24 protein-coding genes and 1 pseudogene are annotated in these 22443 nt (G+C 55.6%); 4 read left to right on the top strand and 21 right to left on the bottom strand.

Annotated elements, in window-relative coordinates; translation table 11 throughout:
* Positions 1–7: 7 nt before the first annotated feature.
* The 4 genes from IPP88_01200 to IPP88_01185 all read right to left on the bottom strand — a co-directional run bounded on the left by IPP88_01200 (position 8) and on the right by IPP88_01185 (position 3582).
* Positions 8–1000, bottom strand: coding sequence for a biotin--[acetyl-CoA-carboxylase] ligase (locus IPP88_01200; GenBank protein ID MBL0121384.1), 993 nt, complete (start codon positions 998–1000; stop codon positions 8–10).
* A gap of 48 nt (positions 1001–1048) precedes the next feature.
* Complete coding sequence (locus tag IPP88_01195) at positions 1049–1924, bottom strand: haloacid dehalogenase-like hydrolase (protein MBL0121383.1); 876 nt, start codon at positions 1922–1924, stop codon at positions 1049–1051.
* A 74-nt stretch (positions 1925–1998) separates the two neighbouring features.
* On the bottom strand, positions 1999–2970 hold the full coding sequence (locus tag IPP88_01190) for a tripartite tricarboxylate transporter substrate binding protein BugD (protein ID MBL0121382.1): 972 nt from the start codon (positions 2968–2970) through the stop codon (positions 1999–2001).
* Between the two features lie 228 nt (positions 2971–3198).
* Positions 3199–3582 (bottom strand): hypothetical protein, encoded by a 384-nt coding sequence (locus tag IPP88_01185; GenBank protein MBL0121381.1) that lies wholly within the window; start codon positions 3580–3582, stop codon positions 3199–3201.
* A gap of 77 nt (positions 3583–3659) precedes the next feature.
* Here IPP88_01185 and IPP88_01180 point away from each other — a divergent pair, with 77 nt between their 5' ends.
* Together IPP88_01180 and IPP88_01175 are read left to right on the top strand one after the other, a co-directional pair.
* Positions 3660–4286: a DUF47 domain-containing protein gene (locus tag IPP88_01180; protein MBL0121380.1), complete on the top strand. Its 627-nt coding sequence runs from the start codon at positions 3660–3662 to the stop codon at positions 4284–4286.
* A gap of 53 nt (positions 4287–4339) precedes the next feature.
* Positions 4340–5359, top strand: coding sequence for an inorganic phosphate transporter (locus tag IPP88_01175; GenBank protein ID MBL0121379.1), 1020 nt, complete (start codon positions 4340–4342; stop codon positions 5357–5359).
* 11 nt (positions 5360–5370) lie between these two features.
* Here the strand turns inward: IPP88_01175 and IPP88_01170 are convergent, their stop codons facing one another.
* Positions 5371–5511 carry a hypothetical protein gene (locus tag IPP88_01170; protein ID MBL0121378.1) on the bottom strand — a complete coding sequence of 47 codons (141 nt, stop codon included), beginning with the start codon at positions 5509–5511 and terminating at the stop codon, positions 5371–5373.
* Between IPP88_01170 and IPP88_01165 the strand changes: the two genes are divergently transcribed.
* Complete coding sequence (locus IPP88_01165; GenBank protein ID MBL0121377.1) at positions 5510–6394, top strand: DMT family transporter; 885 nt, start codon at positions 5510–5512, stop codon at positions 6392–6394. The genes IPP88_01170 and IPP88_01165 overlap by 2 nt on opposite strands.
* A 138-nt stretch (positions 6395–6532) precedes the next feature.
* The gene (locus IPP88_01160; protein MBL0121376.1) at positions 6533–8206 is read left to right on the top strand and encodes an NAD(P)/FAD-dependent oxidoreductase; all 1674 of its coding nucleotides are present in this window, start codon (positions 6533–6535) and stop codon (positions 8204–8206) included.
* A 154-nt stretch (positions 8207–8360) separates the two neighbouring features.
* On the opposite strand, the gene rpsQ is transcribed toward IPP88_01160, so the two are convergent.
* The 16 genes and pseudogenes from rpsQ to rpoC all read right to left on the bottom strand — a co-directional run bounded on the left by rpsQ (position 8361) and on the right by rpoC (position 22398).
* Complete coding sequence (rpsQ, locus tag IPP88_01155) at positions 8361–8651, bottom strand: 30S ribosomal protein S17 (GenBank protein ID MBL0121375.1); 291 nt, start codon at positions 8649–8651, stop codon at positions 8361–8363.
* Entirely contained in the window at positions 8651–8845 is a 195-nt protein-coding gene (gene rpmC, locus IPP88_01150; GenBank protein MBL0121374.1) for a 50S ribosomal protein L29, read from the bottom strand. Before rpmC ends, rpsQ begins: the two co-directional genes overlap by 1 nt.
* Before the next feature lie 14 nt (positions 8846–8859).
* On the bottom strand, positions 8860–9273 hold the full coding sequence (gene rplP, locus IPP88_01145) for a 50S ribosomal protein L16 (GenBank protein MBL0121373.1): 414 nt from the start codon (positions 9271–9273) through the stop codon (positions 8860–8862).
* A pseudogene (gene rpsC / locus IPP88_01140) lies at positions 9257–9974 on the bottom strand (30S ribosomal protein S3). The gene rplP and the pseudogene rpsC overlap by 17 nt, the downstream one beginning before the upstream one ends.
* Before the next feature lie 9 nt (positions 9975–9983).
* Positions 9984–10322 carry a 50S ribosomal protein L22 gene (rplV, locus tag IPP88_01135; GenBank protein MBL0121372.1) on the bottom strand — a complete coding sequence of 113 codons (339 nt, stop codon included), beginning with the start codon at positions 10320–10322 and terminating at the stop codon, positions 9984–9986.
* An 11-nt stretch (positions 10323–10333) separates the two neighbouring features.
* Positions 10334–10621: a 30S ribosomal protein S19 gene (gene rpsS / locus IPP88_01130; GenBank protein MBL0121371.1), complete on the bottom strand. Its 288-nt coding sequence runs from the start codon at positions 10619–10621 to the stop codon at positions 10334–10336.
* Positions 10622–10633: 12 nt separating this feature from the next.
* Complete coding sequence (gene rplB, locus IPP88_01125; protein MBL0121370.1) at positions 10634–11458, bottom strand: 50S ribosomal protein L2; 825 nt, start codon at positions 11456–11458, stop codon at positions 10634–10636.
* A complete protein-coding gene (gene rplW, locus IPP88_01120) occupies positions 11458–11790 on the bottom strand; it encodes a 50S ribosomal protein L23 (protein ID MBL0121369.1) in 333 nt (110 codons plus the stop codon). Before rplW ends, rplB begins: the two co-directional genes overlap by 1 nt.
* A complete protein-coding gene (rplD, locus tag IPP88_01115) occupies positions 11787–12407 on the bottom strand; it encodes a 50S ribosomal protein L4 (GenBank protein ID MBL0121368.1) in 621 nt (206 codons plus the stop codon). Before rplD ends, rplW begins: the two co-directional genes overlap by 4 nt.
* Positions 12407–13069: a 50S ribosomal protein L3 gene (gene rplC / locus IPP88_01110; protein MBL0121367.1), complete on the bottom strand. Its 663-nt coding sequence runs from the start codon at positions 13067–13069 to the stop codon at positions 12407–12409. The genes rplD and rplC overlap by 1 nt, the downstream gene beginning before the upstream one ends.
* Positions 13070–13257: 188 nt before the next feature.
* Positions 13258–13581 (bottom strand): 30S ribosomal protein S10, encoded by a 324-nt coding sequence (gene rpsJ / locus IPP88_01105; GenBank protein MBL0121366.1) that lies wholly within the window; start codon positions 13579–13581, stop codon positions 13258–13260.
* Between the two features lie 83 nt (positions 13582–13664).
* Positions 13665–14855, bottom strand: coding sequence for an elongation factor Tu (gene tuf / locus IPP88_01100; protein MBL0121365.1), 1191 nt, complete (start codon positions 14853–14855; stop codon positions 13665–13667).
* A 43-nt stretch (positions 14856–14898) separates the two neighbouring features.
* Entirely contained in the window at positions 14899–17001 is a 2103-nt protein-coding gene (fusA, locus tag IPP88_01095; protein ID MBL0121364.1) for an elongation factor G, read from the bottom strand.
* A 61-nt stretch (positions 17002–17062) separates the two neighbouring features.
* Positions 17063–17533 carry a 30S ribosomal protein S7 gene (gene rpsG / locus IPP88_01090; GenBank protein ID MBL0121363.1) on the bottom strand — a complete coding sequence of 157 codons (471 nt, stop codon included), beginning with the start codon at positions 17531–17533 and terminating at the stop codon, positions 17063–17065.
* A gap of 49 nt (positions 17534–17582) precedes the next feature.
* Positions 17583–17969, bottom strand: coding sequence for a 30S ribosomal protein S12 (gene rpsL / locus IPP88_01085; protein ID MBL0121362.1), 387 nt, complete (start codon positions 17967–17969; stop codon positions 17583–17585).
* Between the two features lie 226 nt (positions 17970–18195).
* Positions 18196–22398 (bottom strand): DNA-directed RNA polymerase subunit beta', encoded by a 4203-nt coding sequence (rpoC, locus tag IPP88_01080; protein MBL0121361.1) that lies wholly within the window; start codon positions 22396–22398, stop codon positions 18196–18198.
* Positions 22399–22443 lie beyond the last annotated feature (45 nt).

The following is a 22443-nucleotide window of genomic DNA, read 5'->3' as shown; positions in this document are numbered from 1 at the left end:
TCATCTTTCACTTGTGACTCACCGCACTGCGCAAACTTATCTCACCTGAAGCAAGGGCAATATCCCGGCCATGACAGTTCACGATCAGCGAGCCGTCATCCGCGACATCGCGCACCACGGCATCTTTCACGCTGCCATCGCCAGACAGCACACGCACCGGCTTCCCGTGCAAACTGTGGACGGCGGTCCATTCATTCTTGAAGGGCGGAAAACCTTTCGCCTGAAACTTGTCGAGGATGCCAACCAGTTCCCGTAACACTTCCGCCAGCAACTGATTGCGGGAAATGCTCATCCTGACCAGGCTTCGCAAATCCGTTACGGGTTGATCAATCGCCGCTTTCAATTGCTCTGGCAAGTTTACATTGATGCCGATACCGATCACTACCGCCGTCGGACCGAGCACATCGCCCTGGGTCTCGATGAGGATACCCGCCAGTTTCCGGGAGCCGGCGACAATATCGTTCGGCCATTTGAGGGCAATATCGTTTGCGGTGATGCCCAGTTTATGCAGCGCCCGCAAGACCGCCAGTCCCACCACCAGCGAAAGTCCTCCCAGCTGCGCGGCACCTCGTTCGAATCGCCATAGCAGCGAAAAAGTGAGCGACGCGCCGAATGCGGATTGCCATACCCGGCCACGCCGCCCGCGTCCGGCGGTTTGGATTTCCGCCACGAGGCATGTCCCTGATGCGGCGCCCGTGGTCGCGCGCTGCATCAATTCGGAATTGGTCGAGGCAATATTCTCGACGACGGCCACATCGAGACGGTTCGCCAGCAAGCCGAGTGCAATGCGAATGCGCTCGAATCCCAGCAATTCGATCGGCTCCGCGAGCCGGTAGCCGCGGCGCGTCAGGCTGAAAATGTCGACGCCGGCTTCGCTGGCGTCGCGCAATGCATCGGAGACGGCGCTGCGCGAAACACCGAATTTCTCGGCAAGGCGTGCGCCTGAAACGAAACGCTCATGCGAGAGCTCTCGCAGCAATTGAAACGCGAGGGGCCGCATGTCAGCGCGAGCCTTTCACCGCAATTCTATTTGCCGCCGGTACCATAATCAATCCGCGTTCTCGGCGCGGCACGCCGCCACTTCCGCCGCATACGCAATTCCCGCGATCACCGAATCGAGCAGCAATTGCACGCGTCTCGCAAGCTTGCTGCCGTCGCGATAATCCGCCGGCGCGATGAAATCGACGCGCCCCGCATCGAGCAGGTTCACGCAAGTCGCCTTGCTCTTCGCAAGCTTGGGGTTGAACACCGCCAGCGAATGCCCACCACTCTTGGTCGTCAACGCCATGGACGGCACATCGGTCATGCCGTCGCCAATATAGATAATATTGGCGAAAGGAATTGGCCGGTCACCCTCGGGCATGTGTTCGTTGATCGACTCGGAGAGCGCCTCCTTGCCTTTGTTAATGCGGAACAGAAACTGGGTCTTGGAGGTATCGGTGATCAGCAGCTTGGGAAAATTGGCGATGCCGTACTGATTGAAATGATATTCCGACGCGTAGATCTGCTTGAAGTATTTTCGGATCGACACGCCTTCGAGAATTTCCTTCTGTCCGGCGGAAATGATGTAGTGGTGAATATTGACCGCCGCTCCACCGCGCTTTTTTACATATGCGTTGATGCGCGGAAACCACTCCTCCACGCCGGGAAAATACTGGATGCGTGTCGCCATCGCGGCGAAATCCTCGCGCGTGATGCGCACATCGTCGTTCTTGTACAGCATCTCCATCATCAGCCGCATGTACACCAGCATCGGGTCCGAGCCGGTCTCGGTCGCCTCTCTATGCACCCGCGCCCAGAAGGCATCCGGTTCGATGCCGATTTTCGGCAGCACGGTGTATTCCTGCATCGGCTGCGGAGATAATGTGCCGTCGAAGTCATACACCATGGCGATGGTGTTCTGGGTAAAGGTCTTTTTTGTCATGCCGGTAGTTTAGCGGGAAAGAAAAACGCCCGGGCGGGCCGGGCGTTTTTTCCACTTAGTTTTTCGCGAAGGGCTCAGTCCGCGTAAATGCCTGCCTTCTTGATGATCGGACCCCATTTGGCGACCTCGGATATGACTTGTGCGCGAAGGGCTTCCGGTACCTGGCGATTGAGCGGCTCCGGCACCGTCCCCAGATCTGCAAATTTGGCTTTCACGCTCTCATCCTTGAGCGCCGCCTGCAGCGCCGCGACCAGCTTGTCGACAATCGGCTTGGCCGTGCCTTTCGGTGCCCACACCCCGTGCCACACCCCGACACTGAAACCCTTTAGTCCGGCCTCGTTCATGGTCGGCAGGTCCGGCAACGATGCAACACGGGCGAGAGACGTCACCGCGTAAGCCTTGACCTTGCCGCCCTTGATTTGCGAGGTGGTATTGGTGGTCTGGTCGCACATGAAGTCCACCTGGCCGCCCAGCAGATCGGTCATGGCGGGTGCGGTGCCTTTGTACGGAACTGTCAGCACATCGGTTTCGATGGCGCTCATGAATAACATACCGCACAGGTGCGATGCTGAGCCCAGGCCCGCGTTGGCGTAGGACACCTTGTCTTTGTTTGCCTTCACGTAGCTGACGAATTCCTTGAAATCCTTGGCCGGAAAATCTTTTTTTGCGATCAAGGTCATGGGCACTTCGGTCACCAGTCCGATCGGTTCCAGATCCTTGGTCACGTCGTGCTTCAGTGTGCGATACAGCGCAGGCGCGGTGGACACGCCGATATGCATCAACAGGAGCGTATAACCGTCATTCGCCGCGGCGACGACCTTGCCCACACCGATGGTGCCACCGGCGCCACCGACGTTCTCGACGATCACCGTCTGCCCGAGTGTTTTGGACATCACCGACGCAACCTGGCGTGCGACGGTATCGGTTGGACCACCTGCCGAGAACGGCACAATCATGGTAACCGGCTTCGTCGGGTAAGCCTGAGCGTTGGCCAAGCCGCTAAAGAGCAAGGCAACTAATGGTATGACTACATTACGGATATTCATGACTCCTCCAGTTGGGCAAGTAAATAGATTGTATTTTTGTTGCCATTCTACCTATCGCCGAGGGGGCGCGGTTGAGGCAGATCAACGTTTAATGTGCTTTACCGGACTACGTGGCACACTAACTAGAATAAACTCAAGCACTGGCGCGGCTCGCAGGCCGAAAAACCCCGGAAAAGCCCGCCAAATGGCGATCTACCACCCATGGCGCGGCGCGTTTCCGCTCACGGACTATTTCTTTTCGTCCGTCTTTTCCGCCGGTTTCGCGTCAGACTTCTCAACCTTTTTTTCTCCAGCCTTGTCGCCACCCTTGAAGAGTTCCGACATGCCTGGCATGCCATGCGTGTCCGGGACATGCATCTTTTCCTCTTTCTTGCTTTCGCCCTTTGCAATTGGGGCCGCCGTGGATGTTTGCGCCGCAGTTGGCATTGCCTTCGGCGTTTCGTTCGGACCGCATGCGGTGAGCGCGAGGCTTGCCACAAGGGCAACGATGACTGCTCTCATTTTCATAAACTTCTCCGGAGTATTTTGTGAGTGCGGACCACCCGCTTTCCGCTCCGCGCATTTTAGCCAATCCCGCTTTTTCCCAAAAACGACCGTGATACCAGCCGCCATTCGGCTACAATCCGGGCAGTCACAAAATCGTCATGTGTCTGTCATTTTCACGATGGCGGATCGGAAAGAGGTGAGTCATGTTCGGACGTTTGATGCCCAAAGAAGGGCGCTTTTTCGACTTGTTCAACGATCACGCCTCGCTGGTGGTCGAAGGCGCCCATGAGATGAATGCGTTCCTGTCCGACATGGGCAATCGCGAAGCGCATGCGCAGAACGTCAGCGCGATCGAAAAAAAGGCCGACAAGATCACTCACGAGACGATCCAGATGCTGCACAAGACCTTCATCACGCCTTTGGACCGCGAGGACATCCACAAACTCATCAGCCGCATGGATGACATACTCGACCTGATGGAGGACGTGGCGGAATGCGTCGTGCTGTATGACGTTCGCGAGGTATCGGATGCCGCACGCAAGTTGGCGAACATCTGCGTGGGTTGCGCGGAAAAGGTCAAGCTGGCCGTCGGCATGCTGTCGAACCTCGACAACGCTCAGGCCATCCTCAAGATTTGCAGCGAAATCGACCAGCTTGAATCGGAGGCCGACCGCGTCATGCGTTCAGCGATGTCCAAGCTGTTCCGCGATGAGCCGGATACCCGCCAACTCATCAAGCTCAAGGCAATTTATGAACTGTTGGAAACGATCACGGATCGCTGCGAGGACACGGCGAATATCATTGAAGGCATTGTGCTGGAAAACGCGTAGTGGACGCGCATAAAGGCGCGGACAGCGCAAGCCTTGGATTGGGATAACCGAATATGGCCTCGCTTACGATCAGCATGGAAATGATCATTTTTCTGGTCGCGCTGGCGCTGATATTCGATTTCATGAACGGCTTCCACGACGCGGCAAATTCGATTGCCACCATCGTTTCCACCGGCGTCCTGAAACCACAGTACGCGGTGGCGTGGGCGGCATTTTTCAATTTCCTCGCTATCGCCATTTTCCAGTTGAAAGTTGCCGCGACGGTCGGCAAAGGCACCATCGATCCGGTCGTCGTCGACCATCTGGTCATCATGGGGGCGCTGGTTGGCGCGATTTGCTGGAATGTGATCACCTGGTATTACGGCATCCCCTCTTCGTCCTCCCACGCACTCATTGGCGGCTTGGTCGGTGCTGCAGTAGCCAAAGCGGGTACCGCGTCGCTCATTGCCAGCGGCCTCATGAAAACGGTGCTGTTCATTCTCATTTCCCCTCTCCTGGGCTTTCTGTTCGGCAGCCTGCTGATGATATTGGTGGCGTGGCTTTTGCGTCGAACGGCACCGCGACGCGTCGACCGGTGGTTCCGGCGTCTGCAACTGGTGTCTGCCTCTTTCTATAGCCTGGGCCACGGCGGTAATGACGCACAGAAGACTATTGGGATCATCTGGATGCTGTTGATTGCGGCAGGCGTTTCCGGCGCAAAGGAACCGGTACCAAACTGGGTGATCGTCAGCTGCTATTCCGCGATTGCGATGGGTACATTATTTGGTGGTTGGCGGATCGTCAAGACCATGGGCCAGAAGATTACCAAGCTGAAACCCGTTGGCGGATTCTGCGCGGAGACAGGCGGCGCCATGACGCTTTTCATCGCCACGGCGATGGGTGTGCCGGTCTCCACTACCCACACCATCACCGGCGCGATCGTCGGCGTCGGCGCCGCGCGAAAATTCAATGCCGTACGCTGGGGCGTGGCGGGCGGAATCGTCTGGGCATGGATACTCACCATACCCTGCTCCGCGTTCATCGCAGCGGTGTCATGGTGGCTTGCCAAGCAGTTTCTGGCGCCGGTAGCGTAGTCACGCGAGTCTCAAAAGCAGTCTCGCCACCCAACCGTCACCGCTGGCGCATTCAGCGCCGCGCTTTGCTGCCGGAAAATCGTCGTCAGGCAAAACGCCGCCGTGTGATACTCGCCTTCCATAAAACGCTCCCGCTTGCAGGGTAAATCCATGGGTACCGCCGATCTCGTCCGACTTTTCAGCCTTGCCGCCGTCTGGGGCGCCTCCTACAGTTTCATGCGGGTGGTCGCGCCGGTATTCGGCGGCATCGGCACGATGTGGTTACGCATCTCGATTGCCGGCGTGGTGCTGCTCGCGTATGCGCTCGCGACGCGGCAGGATCTGCAATTTGCCAAATGGTGGAAACACTATCTTTTCATTGGCATGATGAATTCCGCGTTTCCATTCGCGTTGATCGCGTTTGCAATGAAGACGCTGCCGGCGAGCTACGGAGCGATCCTGAACGCAATGTCGCCGTTCTTCGCCGCCCTGTTTGCCGCGTGGATGCTCAATGAACGGCTCACTGCACTGCGTTTGTTCGGCATGGTGCTCGGGCTGGCCGGTATCGGGATCATCATCAACTTCGGACCGATTCCGCTGAGTACCGCGACACTCACGGCAGCCGGCGCGGCGGTAATCGCAACCTGCCTGTATGGTTTCATCATTGTCTACACGAAGAAATACATGGCGGGCGCGCCGAACATGGGTATGTCGGTGGGTGGGCTGATTCTGCCGGCAATACTGACGGCGCCCGCGGGATTGCTGTTCGTTCCGCCGGTCATGCCGGCCACCAATGTTGTGCTATCGCTGTTCGGACTGGCGATACTCTGCAGTTCCATCGCCTACCTTTTGTACTACCGCCTGATTCGCGATGTCGGTCCGACACGCGCGATCTCGGCGACGTTCCTGATCCCGGTGTTCGGTGCCGCCTGGGGCGCAATTTTTTTCGGCGAGACGCTCAATAGCGGCGCGATCATTGGCGGTGTCATCGTGCTGCTTGGCGTGGCGCTGGTGCTGGGTGTGTTGCCATTTAGGCGCGATCCCATGAAAACGTAGATTGCCATTTGGCGCGGCTTTCCAGATGTTTTCGCCCGGAAGGCAGCGTCAAATGGCGTTCTTGCCTGTTTTTCTCTATGCGACGGCGTTGCAGGACCGCGATGTTATGCTTGTGCCAGTTATTCAACTCTGCGCACCATGTTACGAATCACCGAACTGCGATTGCCACTCGAACATCCTGACGCGGCGCTTGAACAGGCGATCCTCAATAAGCTTCGTATCCCGAAATCGGCGCTGATCGATTTCAGCGTCTTCAAACGCAGTTATGACGCGCGCAGAAAAAGTGCGATGCTGTTCGTTTACAGCGTGGATGTCACGGTGCGCGATGAACCATCGCTAATGAAAAAGCTGCGTGGCGACGTATCGGTAAAGCCTTCACCCGTCACAAGCTATAAATACGTCGGTCATGCCGCGCCAGGATTCGAACCAGCGCAACGCCCCGTCGTGGTCGGTTTCGGCCCGTGCGGAATTTTTGCGGCGCTGATTCTTGCGCAAATGGGCTTGAAGCCAATCGTACTGGAGCGCGGCAAGGCTGTGCGTGAGCGCACGCAGGATACATGGGGATTGTGGCGCAAACATACGCTTGATCCGGAATCGAATGTGCAATTCGGCGAAGGCGGCGCCGGCACGTTTTCCGATGGCAAGCTCTACAGTCAGATCAAGGATCCGCGCCATCTAGGCCGCAAGGTGATGAGCGAGTTTGTCAAAGCCGGCGCGCCGGCGGAAATCATGTATGTGAGCAAACCGCACGTCGGTACATTTCGATTGGTCGGCGTGGTGGAAACGATACGCGCGGAGATCATCGCGCTGGGCGGCGAAGTCAAGTTTCAGCATCGACTCACTGACTTGTTGATCGAGAACGGGCAATTGCGCGGGCTCAAGGTGCTGGATGTTGTGGGCAATCAAACGCTTGAAATACGCGCGGAACATCTGGTGCTCGCCGTTGGTCATAGCGCGCGCGATACCTTTGAGATGCTGCATAAGCGCAACATCTACCTTGAAGCCAAGCCATTTTCCATAGGCTTTCGCATCGAGCATCCGCAATCGCTCATCGATCGCGCCCGCCTTGGTCCCAACGCGGGCAACCCGCTGCTCGGTGCGGCCGACTACAAGTTGGTGCATCACGCCGCGAACGGTCGCAGCGTTTACAGTTTTTGCATGTGTCCCGGCGGCACGGTCGTTGCCGCGACATCGGAAGCGGGTCGCGTGGTCACCAACGGCATGAGCCAGTACTCGCGCAATGAACGCAACGCCAACGCCGGCATCGTCGTCGGCATCGATCCGCGCGACTATCCCGGCGGACCGTTGGCCGGAATTGCGTTCCAGCGCCAATGGGAATCGCGCGCCTTTGAACTGGGTGGTGGCAACTACGATGCGCCCGCGCAGTTGGTCGGCGATTTTCTCGCGGGCCGCGCATCGACCACGCTCGGCGAGGTGAAGCCGTCTTACACGCCAGGGGTACATTTGACGGACCTGTCGGCTTGCCTGCCTGACTACGCTATCGCCGCCATTCGCGAGGCGATTCCTGCCTTCGACAAACAAATCAGCGGCTTTGCGATGAACGATGCGGTGCTAACCGGCGTGGAGACGCGCACGTCGTCACCGCTAAAAATCACACGCGGCGAAGATTTCCAAAGTATAAACGTGAAGGGTTTATACCCGGGCGGCGAAGGCGCCAGTTACGCGGGCGGCATTCTCTCGGCAGGTGTCGATGGCATCAAGATTGCCGAGGCTATTGGCCGGTCAATATTAGGGATCGCCTGGAAAGCGGGTGATGATTCCGGCTGCAATGACAGCGGCGGAAGCGCGTAACGCATCGGAACAACGATTCCGCCACCTTGGCGTACAAGCAATCCAGTCCCAGTGTGCACGATGGATTTGGATAGGACCCGGCGTGCAGAGCCCTGAGTATTGGTCAAAAAAAACCGCGTATTACGCGGTTTTTTTTGAAATGACAGCTCGATGATTACTCGACGCGCGCCTTTTCCAGCAGCTTGGTCACTTGCCATGCCTTTGTTTTAGACAAAGGGCGGCACTCTTCGATCAATACGGTGTCGCCTTGCTTAAATTCGTTGTTCGGCGAATGTGCATGATATTTTTTTGAGCGGCGCACCACCTTGCCAAGCACCGGGTGCATAACGCGACGTTCAACCAGCACGGTGATGGTCTTGTCCATCTTGTCGCTGGTGACCACACCGGTCAGGGTGCGCTTGGATTTTGCGGCGGTCGTTGCGGTATTGGAAACTGCGGCAGTCATTAGACAGCCCTCGCTTTCTCAGTCAGGATAGTCTTGATCTGCGCGATTTCACGCTTGACGCGACCGAGTTCGGTGGTCTTTGTCAATTGTTGGGTAGCTACTTGCATACGCAATGAAAATTGTGACTTGCGCAGCTCAAGGAGTTCCTTGTTCAGGTCGTCCGGGGTTTTTGCCCGCATTTCTTTTGTGTTCATCTGGGTTCTCCCGTTTAACCGATCATGCGTTGAACGAATGTGGTCTTGATCGGCAGCTTTGCAGCGGCCAGCGTAAATGCTTCACGCGCCAGTGCTTCATCCACGCCGTCCATCTCGTACAATACTTTGCCCGGCTGGATCTCTGCCACGAAATATTCCGGCGAACCTTTACCGTTACCCATGCGAACTTCTGCAGGTTTCTTGGAAATCGGCTTGTCCGGGAAAATGCGGATCCACACCCGTCCACCGCGCTTGATGTGACGCGTCATGGCGCGACGTGCGGCTTCGATCTGGCGCGCGGTCAAACGACCGCGTCCGACGGCTTTCAATCCATATTCGCCGAAAGAGACTTTGGCGCCGGCGGTAGCGATACCTTTGTTCCGGCCCTTTTGTTCCTTACGGTATTTACGTCTAGCTGGTTGCAGCATTTTTCACTCCTGCTCTGCGCGGTTTGCGCGCTTCTGCTTGGGGTTCCGGTGCGGCGACGGGCTCTTGTCCCTTGGTCAGATACTCGCCCTTGTATACGAGAACTTGCACACCAATCACGCCGTATGTTGTATGCGCCTCCGGAGAAGCCCACATCGATATCGGCGCGCAGGGTATGTAACGGAACACGTCCTTCGCGATACCACTCGGTACGGGCGATTTCAGCGCCGTTCAAACGGCCCGACGACGTGATCTTGATACCTTGTGCACCCAGGCGCATGGCGTTCTGCATGGCGCGTTTCATGGCGCGGCGGAACATCACGCGTTTTTCCAGCTGCGCGGTAATGCCGTCGGAGATAAGCTGCGCATCTGTTTCCGGTTTACGAATTTCTTCGATATTGACATGCACCGGCACGCCCATGAGTTTGGTCAACTCGGTGCGCAGGTTTTCAATGTCTTCACCTTTCTTGCCGATAACCACACCCGGACGCGACGAATAGATCGTAATCTTCGCATTCTTGGCTGGACGTTCGATGATGATTTTGCCGACCGAGGCATTGGCAAGCTTCTTTTTGAGATAGGTGCGAACCTTGATGTCCTCAAGCAGCATGATCGGGAAATTCTTGCTATTGGCATACCACTTCGACGCGAAGTTTTTGTGGACGGCCAGCCGAAACCCAATCGGCGATATTTTTTGTCCCATCGTTACCCCTTATTGCTTGCCGTCGCCAACCGTCACAAAGACGTGGCAAGTCGGTTTGATGATGCGGTTGCCGCGGCCCTTTGCGCGCGCCGTAAAGCGCTTCAACACTGGTCCTTTTTCGACGATGATCTTCGCGACCTGAAGCTCATCGATATCGGCGCCGTTGTTGTGCTCGGCATTGGCAATAGCGGACTCGAGAACCTTCTTGATAATCGTCGCGCCTTTTTGCGGCGAGAAGGCCAGGATGTTCAGGGCATGATCGACTTTCTTGCCGCGAATCAGGTCAGCTACCAAACGACCTTTTTGCGCAGAAAGACGAACGCCCCACAGATTGGCTGATACTTGCATGTCCTGGCTCCCTATTTCCTGGCTGGCGCCGCGGCCTTCTTGTCGGCCGGATGGCCTTTGAAGGTGCGGGTAAGCGCAAATTCGCCCAATTTGTGACCGACCATGTTTTCACTTACATAAACAGGCACGTGCTGCTTGCCGTTATGTATTGCAATGGTCAGGCCGACGAAATCCGGCAAAATGGTGGAACGACGCGACCAGGTTTTGATCGGACGCTTGTCCTTGGTGGCAGCGGCTGCTTCCACTTTTTTCAACAGATGGCCGTCGCAGAACGGGCCTTTTTTTACGGAACGTGTCATGTCTGGCCTCGATTACTTCGCTTTATGACGGCTGCGCACAATCATGCTCTGCGTGCGCTTATTTGTACGGGTCTTCAAACCCTTGGCTTTTTGGCCCCACGGCGAAACCGGGTGACCGCCACCATTGGACCGACCGCCCATCGGGTGATCGACGGGGTTCATACAAATCCCCCGTACCGTCGGTCGCCAGCCACGCCAGCGATTAGCGCCAGCCTTGCCAATCACGCGCAGACCATGTTCGCCATTGCCAACTTCACCGATAGTAGCCCGGCAATCAACGTGCACTTTGCGGATCTCGCCGGAGCGAAGTCGCAACTGCGCGTATACACCTTCGCGAGCAAGTAACTGGACAGAAGTCCCGGCCGACCGCGCCAACTGCGCGCCCTTACCCGGCATCATTTCTATGCAGTGAATCGTGGAACCAACCGGAATATTGCGCAAAGGTAGGGTGTTACCTATCTTGATTGGCGCTTCTGCACCTGATACTAACTGTGCGCCAGCGGAAATACCCTTGGGAGCAATGATGTAACGGCGCTCGCCATCCGTGTAGCACAGCAGGGCAATGTTTGCGCTGCGGTTCGGGTCGTACTCAAGACGCTCAACTTTTGCAACGATACCGTCTTTGTCATTGCGCTTGAAATCGATGATCCGATAATGCTGCTTGTGACCACCGCCCTGATGACGGGTCGTGATGTGGCCATGGTGGTTACGGCCTGCATGCTTGAATTGCGGCTCGAGCAACGCGGCGAATGGTGCGCCTTTGTGCAGTTCCGAATTGACCACTTTCAGCATGCTACGGCGGCCTGGTGAGGTCGGTTTTGTTTTGACGAGTGCCATTATGCGGCCCCTTCGGCAAAGTTGATGTCGGCGGCGTTGCCGTCCGCGTCACGTTTCAGGCACACATAAGCCTTCTTGACGTGATTGCGACGACCCTCGAAACGTCCATGACGCTTCGCCTTGCCCTTTTGGTTGACAATGTTGACGCTTTCGACTTCGACCTTTTGGTCCTTGAACAGCAGTTCAACGGCCGCTTTTACTTCAGCCTTGGTCGCGTCGCGCAGCACTTCAAACACAACTTGTTTTCGTTTGTCAGCAACCATGGTGGCCTTTTCCGAAATAACCGGACGCAGCACTACGGTCAACAGACGTTCTTGATTCCGGATACTCATGCGAGCACCTCTTCGAGTTGCTTGACGGCAGCCTTGGTCATCACAACTTTGGCAAAACGCACCAGATTGACCGGGTCCGCGTGCTTGGCTTCCAGCACCATTACATCCGGTAAGTTGCGCGACGACAGATACAGATTGTCTTCGAGGCTATCGGTGATGATCAAAACCTGGTCAAGTCCCATGCTTTTCAGTTTGGCGGCCAGCAGTTTTGTCTTCGGAGCTTCCAGGGCAAATGAGTCCACCACTGAAAGGCGGTCTTCACGAACCAATTGCGAAAGGATCGCGGCAATACCGGCGCGATACATCTTCTTGTTTACTTTTTGCGTGAAGTTCTCGTCAGGCGAATTTGGAAAAATCTTGCCGCCGCCACGCCACAAGGGCGAGGACGCCATACCGGCACGGGCACGACCCGTACCTTTTTGACGCCATGGTTTCTTGGTGGATTTCTGAACATCGCTACGGCCCTTCTGCGCGCGGTTGCCCGAACGTGCATTGGCCTGATAAGCGGTCACCACCTGATGTACCAACGCTTCAGAGTAATCACGACCGAACAACTCGGCCGACGCGGGCATGGTACCTGCGGCCGCACCATTGTCGTCAATGAGTTTGAGTTCCATTATTTGGTCTCCCCTTTGACAAGACGCGTCTTGGCGGCTGGGCGAACGACCACGGTGCCATTCTTGGCGCCAGGGACTGCCCCTTTGACCAGAATCAACTGGCGAGGAGCATCTATGCGCGCCACTTCGAGCAGCTGCGCGGTGCGATTCACATTACCAAGCTGACCGGACATGCGCTTGCCGGGAAACACGCGGCCTGGATCCTGCGCCATGCCGATCGAACCCGGCACATTGTGCGACTTGGAGTTGCCATGCGACGCGCGGTTCGACGAAAAGTGATGCCGCTTGATTACGCCGGAGAAACCTTTTCCAAGTGTAGTGCCCGACACATCGACCTTTTGGCCAACTGCGAACATTTCCACGGACAGGGTTGCGCCGACCTTCAGCTCAGCCAGCTTTTCGGGAGTGGTGGTGAATTCATTCAAGACCGAACCCGCTTCAACACCGGCTTTCGCATAGTGGCCGGCTTGCGCCTTGGCCACACGCGACGCGCGACGCGTGCCAAATGCTACTTGCACGGCCGAATAGCCATCGATGTCGGGGGTCTTGATTTGGGTGATGCGGTTGTTTGACACGTCCAGCACAGTTACGGGAATGGCAGTGCCATCATCCGTAAAAATGCGAGTCATGCCAACCTTCCGGCCGACGAGACCAAGACTCATCTTTACATCCTTTCTAGTTAGCCCGAAAAACAATGTTAATTCAAATGCTTATCGGGTGTCGGCTACAATTGGCCAACAAATCAAATGTACCTTTTCGGTACTACCTGTCACTACAGTTTTGCCTGCGTGTATTCCTGCACAGGCAAAGAGGCGCGATTATAGCCGCTCCTCCAATAACAATCAACTACTTACAACTTAATTTCGACGTCTACGCCCGCGGGAAGATCAAGCTTCATCAAGGCGTCAACGGTTTTATCCGTGGGATCAATGATGTCCATCAGACGCAAATGCGTACGTATTTCGAACTGGTCGCGCGAGGTCTTGTTCACGTGCGGCGAACGGAGCACGTCAAATCGCTCGATTTTTGTTGGCAGGGGTACTGGCCCCTTGACAACGGCACCGGTACGCTTCGCAGTTTCGACAATTTCCGCAGCGGATTGGTCGATGAGGCGATAGTCAAATGCCTTTAGACGAATCCTGATTTTTTGCTTGGCGGGTTGTGCTGTTGCCATCTCTTTTCCTTTTAGCCGCCACCCAACTATTCAGGTGGCGATTATATTAACTGTGCGAATTTTTTGCTGGGCGTTTGAATTTTTTATTTCAAGATCTTGGATACCACGCCGGCGCCGACGGTACGGCCACCTTCGCGGATCGCGAAGCGCAGCCCGTCTTCCATCGCAATCGGCGCGATCAGCTGCACATTGATCTTGACGTTGTCTCCCGGCATCACCATCTCGGTACCAGCTGGCAGTTGCAGCGCGCCGGTCACGTCGGTGGTGCGGAAGTAGAATTGTGGACGATAGCCGTTGAAAAACGGGGTGTGACGACCTCCTTCGTCTTTGCTCAGAACATAGATCTCGGCTTCAAAGTCCGTGTGCGGGGTGATGGAGCCCGGCTTGGCCAATACCTGGCCGCGCTCGACTTCTTCACGCTTGGTGCCACGCAGCAGGATGCCGACGTTGTCGCCCGCCTGCCCCTGGTCGAGCAGTTTGCGGAACATTTCCACGCCAGTACAGATGGTCTTCAGGGTGGGTTTGAGTCCGATGATCTCGATTTCTTCGCCGACCTTGATGATGCCGCGTTCAATACGGCCCGTCACCACGGTGCCGCGACCGGAGATGGAGAATACGTCTTCGACCGGCATCAGAAAGGCGCCGTCCAAGGCGCGCTTGGGCATCGGAATGTAGGTGTCGAGGGCTTCGGCTAGTTTCATGATGGCGCCTTCGCCCATCTCGCCGGTGTCGCCTTCCATCGCTTTCAGCGCACTTCCCTTGATGATCGGGATGTCGTCGCCGGGAAATTCGTATTTGGACAGCAGTTCGCGTACTTCCATCTCCACCAGTTCCAGAAGCTCGGCGTCATCAACCATGTCGCATTTGTTCAGGAATACGATGATGTACGGTACGCCAACCTGGCGGGCGAGCAGGATGTGTTCGCGGGTCTGCGGCATCGGGCCGTCGGCCGCCGAGCACACCAGGATGGCGCCGTCCATCTGCGCGGCACCGGTGATCATGTTCTTCACATAGTCCGCGTGGCCGGGACAGTCGACGTGCGCATAGTGCCGGTTGGCGGTCTCGTATTCGACGTGCGCAGTGTTGATGGTGATGCCGCGGGCTTTCTCCTCAGGCGCCGCGTCAATCTGGTCGTAGGCTCGCGCCTCGCCACCATATTTCTTCGCCAATACCATCGTCATCGCCGCCGTTAGCGTCGTCTTGCCGTGATCAACGTGCCCTATCGTCCCCACGTTCACGTGCGGCTTCGATCGCTCAAACTTGCCTTTTGCCATTTTCTTACCTCGTCAAATTCGTAATTAACGTAAATACCAGAAACTATTTTTTCGCGTTGATAATCGCCTCGGCGACGTGCTTTGGCGCTTCAGTGTAGTGTTTGAATTCCATCGTATACGTCGCACGGCCTTGCGTGGCCGAACGCAACGACGTCGAATAACCAAACATTTCCGACAACGGCACTTCCGCCTTGATGACTTTGCCACCACCACCGGAAATGTCATCCATGCCCTGCACCATTCCGCGGCGTGACGACAAATCACCCATCACGGTGCCCGCGTAATCTTCCGGTGTCTCGACTTCGACGGCCATCATCGGCTCAAGCAACACCGGTTGCGCCTTCCGCATGCCATCCTTGAAGCCCATCGACGCAGCCATCTTGAACGCATTTTCGTTCGAGTCAACGTCATGGTAGGAGCCATAGTGCAGCGTGACCTTTACATCTACCACCGGATAACCTGCGAGAACGCCGGCGGGGAGCGTTTCGCGCAGACCTTTTTCAACAGCCGGAATAAATTCCCGTGGAACGACACCACCCTTGATCGCATCGACAAACTCAAAGCCTTTCCCAGGTTCCTGCGGCTCAACCTTGAGCACCACGTGGCCATACTGCCCGCGTCCGCCGGACTGCTTGACGAATTTGCCTTCTGCATTTTCCACGGTACCGCGAATGGTTTCGCGGTACGCCACCTGCGGTTTGCCGACGGTAGCTTCCACCCCAAATTCGCGCCGCATCCGATCGACGATAATCTCCAAATGCAATTCGCCCATACCGGAAATAATGGTCTGACCGGACTCTTCGTCAGTACGCACACGGAAAGACGGATCTTCTTGCGCGAGACGGCTCAACGCCATACCCATTTTTTCCTGATCGACCTTGGTCTTCGGCTCAACGGCTTGGGAAATTACCGGCTCCGGAAATACCATACGCTCCAGCGTGACGATGGCATCCGGATCACACAGCGTTTCACCGGTTGTCACATCCTTCATGCCAATGCATGCTGCAATATCGCCGGCACGAATTTCATCTATCTCAACGCGGTTGTTCGCGTGCATTTGCACGATACGACCGATACGATCCTTTTTGCTGCGGATTGGATTGAATACCGTGTCGCCTTTCGCCAAAATACCGGAATAGACACGTACGAAAGTCAACTGACCGACAAACGGATCTGTCATCAATTTGAATGCCAACGCCGAAAATTTTTCAGAATCGTCCGCTCTGCGCGTGGTGGGTTGGTCGTTTTCGTCCATGCACTTCACCGGCGGAATATCCGTTGGCGCAGGCATGAAATCAATAACCGCATCCAGCATGGCCTGCACGCCCTTGTTCTTGAAGGCCGAACCGCACAGCATCGGCACGATTTCACACTTTATCGTGCGCTCGCGGATGCCCGCCCGGATTTCATCTTCCGACAGCTCACCACCCTCTAAATACTTGTTCATCAATTCTTCATTGGCTTCAGCGGCAGTCTCAACCATCTTGTTGTGCCACTCAGCACAAACTGCTTCCATGTCCGCAGGAATAGGGCCGTAGGTAAACGTCACGCCCTTGTCTTCCTCACTCCACACGATCGCTTTCATCTTGATCAGGTCGACGAGACCTTTGAAATTCTCTTCCGCGCCGATCGGCACTTGCAATGGAATCGGGTTCGCTTTCAGTCGCGCACGCATTTGGTCGTGCACTTTGAAAAAGTTGGCCCCGGTGCGGTCCATCTTGTTCACGAAAGCAAGGCGTGGAACCTTGTACTTGTTAGCCTGACGCCACACGGTTTCAGATTGCGGTTGAACGCCACCCACTGCGCAGTACACCATGCATGCACCGTCAAGAACACGCATCGAGCGCTCAACTTCAATAGTGAAGTCGACGTGCCCCGGGGTGTCAATGATGTTGATGCGATGCTCAGGGTAATTGCCCGCCATGCCCTTCCAGAAACAAGTCGTCGCGGCAGATGTAATCGTAATGCCACGCTCCTGCTCCTGCTCCATCCAATCCATGGTGGCAGCGCCATCGTGAACTTCGCCGATTTTGTGATTTACACCGGTATAGAACAGGATACGTTCAGTGGTTGTGGTTTTACCTGCGTCAATGTGCGCAGAAATGCCAATATTGCGATAACGTTCGATGGGGGTCTTGCGAGCCACGATAATACCCTTCAGTCAGGTCCCGCACACCTCGTGGGCCTGCGGAGCAAAATTCGGAAAACTAGAAGCGATAGTGAGCGAATGCCTTGTTCGCCTCAGCCATACGATGAACTTCTTCGCGCTTCTTGATGGCAGAACCACGACCTTCCGCAGCATCCATCAATTCGCCCGCGAGGCGCGCGCCCATGGATTTCTCACCGCGCTTGCGTGCCGCTTCACGAATCCAGCGCATGGACAATGCAGTGCGGCGAACAGGACGTACTTCGACCGGTACCTGATAATTTGCGCCGCCGACACGGCGGGATTTGACTTCCACCATCGGCTTTACGGCGTTGATCGCAGTATTGAAAATTTCTACAGCATCCTTGCCTGATTTTTTCGTAATCTGATCAAGTGCACGATAAATGATCTGCTCAGCAACAGACTTCTTGCCCGCTTTCATCAACACGTTTACGAATTTGGCAATTTCCGTGCTCTTGAATTTCGGATCCGGCAGGATCTCGCGTTTGGGAACTTCGCGACGACGAGGCATAGTTGTTTCCTATCAAATCTAAATTAGTTTGCGCGCACTTACGTGCAGTTTATTTTGCAGCGCCGGCTTTTGGCATCTTGGCGCCGTACTTGGAGCGCGATTGCTTACGGTCTTTCACGCCAGCCGTGTCCAAAGAACCGCGAACGGTGTGGTAGCGAACGCCTGGCAGATCCTTGACGCGACCGCCGCGAATCAACACAACCGAGTGCTCTTGAAGATTGTGACCTTCGCCACCGATATACGAAATGACTTCAAAGCCATTGGTGAGACGGACCTTGCACACCTTCCGCAAAGCGGAATTCGGCTTTTTCGGCGTCGTAGTGTAAACGCGCGTACATACGCCGCGTTTTTGCGGGCAATTTTGCATTGCCGGCACTTTGCTCTTGGTTTTAACTTTCAAGCGCGGCTTGCGCAAAAGTTGATTAATAGTTGGCATCGTTATTTCCGCTCAGTTCTCAATGGCTAGATTGTTTCCTGCTCGAAGCCGCCTGATCGGGCGATTTCGGGTTCATTTACAGGTGTTTTCGACTACGTACAGTTGAATTTTTGCCCGGACATGTCGCAAATTCGGCGAGCAAATCGGGGAAAGCCTTCAATTATAGAAAAAGAACCCCTCCACTGTCAACAAATGAAGGGGATTCTTTCATAACAAGTACAAGCAGTTAGGCGACCTGCTCGGTCTCTATAACGGACTCCGCCTCCTCAAATCCGAAGCTCATTCCACCGGATTGTTGTTGCCGCGGAGAAGTTTTCTTGCGCGCACGGTGATAGGCCAACCCAGTCCCGGCAGGAATCAAACGACCGACGATCACATTTTCTTTCAACCCGCGCAAATCGTCCCGCTTGCCCATAATCGCCGCCTCAGTCAGAACGCGCGTAGTTTCCTGGAAGGATGCTGCCGATATGAAGGAATCCGTCGACAATGACGCCTTGGTTATCCCCAGGAGCATGTAGTGGTAGTTCGCGGGCTTCTTGCCCTCTTTCAGCACACGATCATTCTCGCCAAGGACATCGGCGCGCTCTACCTGTTCGCCCGGGATGAAGCGGGTATCACCGTTGTCCACAATCGACACGCGGCGCAGCATCTGACGAACAATTACCTCAATGTGTTTGTCGTTAATTTTCACGCCTTGCAAACGGTACACATCCTGAACCTCGTCGGTTATGTAACGTGCAAGCGCCTCCATGCCCTGCAGACGCAAAATATCATGGGGATCTGGCGGTCCGTCGACGATCGTCTCACCTTTGTTTACTACCTGCCCATCGTGCGGGGTCACGTGCTTGTCTTTTGGAATCAGGTATTCGTGGGCTATGCCATCAAAGTCGGTGATGACCAAGCGCTGTTTACCCTTTGTATCCTTGCCGAATGACACCGTACCAGTAACCTCGGCGAGCAAACCCGCGTCCTTCGGCGAACGCGCTTCAAACAGCTCAGCCACGCGTGGCAGACCACCGGTAATGTCGCGCGTCTTGGACGATTCCTGGGGAATACGCGCCATGACCTCACCAACACCAACTTGCTGGCCGTTTTTTACAGTAATAATGGCACTGATCTGGAAGGTGATATTCACTGGCGAATCGGAACCCGCCAATTTGATTTCCTTGCCCTTCGCATCGATCAGCTTCACCGCAGGGCGCAGACCCTTGGATGCCGCAGTACCACGACGCTTCGGATCGATAACGACCAAGCTTGATAGCCCGGTGGTCTCATCAATCTGCTTGGCAACCGTAACCCCCTCTTCAACGTTCTCGAAGCGTACTTCGCCGGCGTACTCCGTGATGATTGGACGCGTGTGCGGATCCCAGGTAGCCAACGTCTGACCGGCCTTGACCTTCGTACCTTCTTTCATAGACAGCGTTGCGCCATATGGCACTTTGTGGCGTTCACGCTCACGGCCACTATCCTCCGTGATAATGATTTCGCCGTTGCGCGAAATGACGATCATTTCATCCCGCGCGTTGGAGACAAAACGTAAGCCTGTCGTGAAGCGCGCCAGGCCCGAGGATTTGGCCTCAACGCTCGACGCTACCGCAGTACGCGACGCGGCGCCACCGATGTGGAACGTGCGCATCGTCAACTGCGTGCCGGGTTCGCCAATCGACTGCGCGGCAATCACGCCGACTGCCTCGCCCACGTTTACCATTGAGCCACGGCCAAGATCGCGGCCGTAACACTTGGCGCAAAGGCCAAAGCGCGTATCGCAGGTAAGTGGCGTGCGTACTTTTACTTCGTCAATACCGGCGGCGTCAATCGCGTCCACTGCATCCTCATCAAGCATGTCGCCGGCTTTGATGATGGTCTTGCCGCTGTCCGTATTGACCACATCGCCAACCGCAACGCGACCCAGAATTCGTTCGCGCAACGCTTCGACGACTTCGCCGCCCTCGACCAACGCTTTGACGGCCAGACCATTGCTGGTACCGCAATCGTTCTCGGTAACCACCAGGTCCTGTGTCACATCGACCAGGCGACGCGTGAGATATCCGGAGTTCGCGGTCTTCAATGCGGTATCAGCCAGGCCCTTACGCGCACCGTGGGTCGAAATGAAGTACTGCAACACGTTCAGGCCTTCGCGGAAGTTCGCCGTGATCGGCGTCTCGATAATCGAACCATCCGGCTTAGCCATCAAACCGCGCATGCCAGCCAACTGCCGGATTTGCGCCGCCGAGCCACGCGCTCCCGAGTCCGCCATCATGTAGATGGCGTTAAAGGACTCCTGCGTAGTCACTTTGCCGTCACGTGTGGTGACTGGCTCAGATCCAAGCTGTTCCATCATCGCCTTGGCAACCTGGTCGCCTGCGCGGCCCCAGATATCCACGACCTTGTTATAGCGCTCACCTTGCGTGACAAGTCCCGACGTGTATTGCGCCTCGATCTCTTTCACTTCGTTCTCGGAGGCTGCGATAATGTCCTTCTTCTGCTTGGGCACTAGCATGTCATCGATGGAAATCGATAGTCCTGCTTTTGTGGCATACGTAAATCCGGTGTACATCAACTGGTCAGTAAAGATCACCGTCTCACGAATGCCACAACGGCGGAACGCAGCATTGATAATCTTGGAAATTTCCTTCTTCTTCAGCGCCTTATTGATGAAAGGAAATGGCAATCCGGGCGGCATGATTTCAGACAGAATAGCGCGGCCGACCGTGGTCTCATAACGCTTTACGCGCGAAATGATTTCGCCCTTTTCGTCCTTGTCGGTTTCCTGGATGCGTACCTGGATCTTTGCGTTCAATGCAACTTCACCGCAATCGTAAGCGCGTTGCGCTTCGGCAACGTTCATGAACAATGAACCTTCGCCCTTGGCGGCGACCCTTTCACGGGTCATGTAGTAAAGCCCAAGAACGATATCCTGCGAAGGTACGATGGATGGCTCGCCTGACGCCGGGAAAAGCACGTTGTTTGAGGCCAACATCAAGGTGCGGCACTCCATTTGCGCTTCCAGCGAAATCGGGACGTGCACAGCCATTTGATCACCGTCGAAGTCGGCGTTGAACGCCGCGCAAACGAGGGGATGCAACTGGATAGCCTTACCTTCAATCAACACAGGCTCAAACGCCTGGATGCCCAGACGATGCAGCGTCGGCGCGCGATTCAGCATGACCGGATGTTCGCGGATTACGTCTTCCAGAATGTCCCAAACCAGCGGTTCCTCGGCTTCCACCATGCGCTTTGCCGCTTTGATAGTTGTGGCTGCGCCAAGCACTTCCAGTTTGTGAAAAATGAATGGTTTGAATAATTCCAGCGCCATCTTTTTTGGCAGGCCGCACTGATGCAATTTCAGCGTTGGTCCCACCACGATCACGGAACGGCCCGAGTAGTCGACGCGCTTACCCAGCAAGTTCTGGCGGAAACGACCCGACTTGCCCTTGATCATGTCAGCGAGCGATTTCAGCGCGCGCTTGTTGGCCCCCGTCATGGCCTTGCCACGACGACCGTTATCCAGCAATGAATCCACGGCCTCCTGCAGCATGCGCTTTTCGTTGCGCACGATGATTTCCGGTGCCTTCAGTTCCAATAGACGCTTCAGGCGATTGTTACGGTTGATCACGCGCCGATAGAGATCATTCAGGTCAGAGGTTGCAAACCTGCCACCATCGAGCGGCACCAGCGGACGCAAATCCGGCGGCAACACCGGCAATACTTCCATAATCATCCAGTCGGGCTTGATGCCGGATTTGGAGAACGCCTCCAATACTTTCAGGCGCTTGGCGATTTTCTTGATCTTCGCTTCGGATCCGGTATTGCCGAAATCCTTGCGCAACTGGTCCATCTCATGAGCAAGATCGAGCTTGCGCAGCAATTCACGAATGCCTTCGGCGCCCATTGCCGCGTGAAAATCGTCGCCGTACTCTTCGACCTTGGCCAGATAATCATCTTCGGTCAATAACTGGCACTTGTTCAACGGTGTCATGCCGGGGTCAGTCACGACGAATGCTTCAAAATACAACACGCGTTCGATGTCACGCAGCGTCATATCGAGCACCATACCCAAGCGCGAAGGCAACGATTTCAGGAACCAGATGTGCGCGGTCGGCGACGCCAATTCAATATGGCCCATGCGCTCGCGACGCACTTTGGACAAGGTCACTTCAACGCCGCATTTTTCGCAAATTACGCCACGGTGTTTCAGGCGCTTGTATTTGCCACACAAGCATTCGTAATCTTTAATTGGTCCAAAAATCTTGGCACAGAACAAGCCATCGCGTTCCGGTTTGAAAGTGCGATAGTTGATGGTCTCCGGCTTCTTCACTTCACCATATGACCAAGAGCGGATCTTTTCCGGGCTGGCAAGCCCGATTTTGATTGCATCGAATTCTTCTTCCTGCGTGACTTGCTTGAATAAGTCGAGTAGAGCTTTCATGTTTTCTCCAGATGTTTGATTGGGCGGATTGAGGTTCCAGGCAAG

This window comes from Betaproteobacteria bacterium, assembly GCA_016720925.1.
In the GTDB taxonomy this organism is placed as follows: domain Bacteria; phylum Pseudomonadota; class Gammaproteobacteria; order Burkholderiales; family Usitatibacteraceae; genus UKL13-2.
Note: the sequence above shows the minus strand (reverse complement) of the source record. Positions and strands in the feature narration are given on the sequence as shown.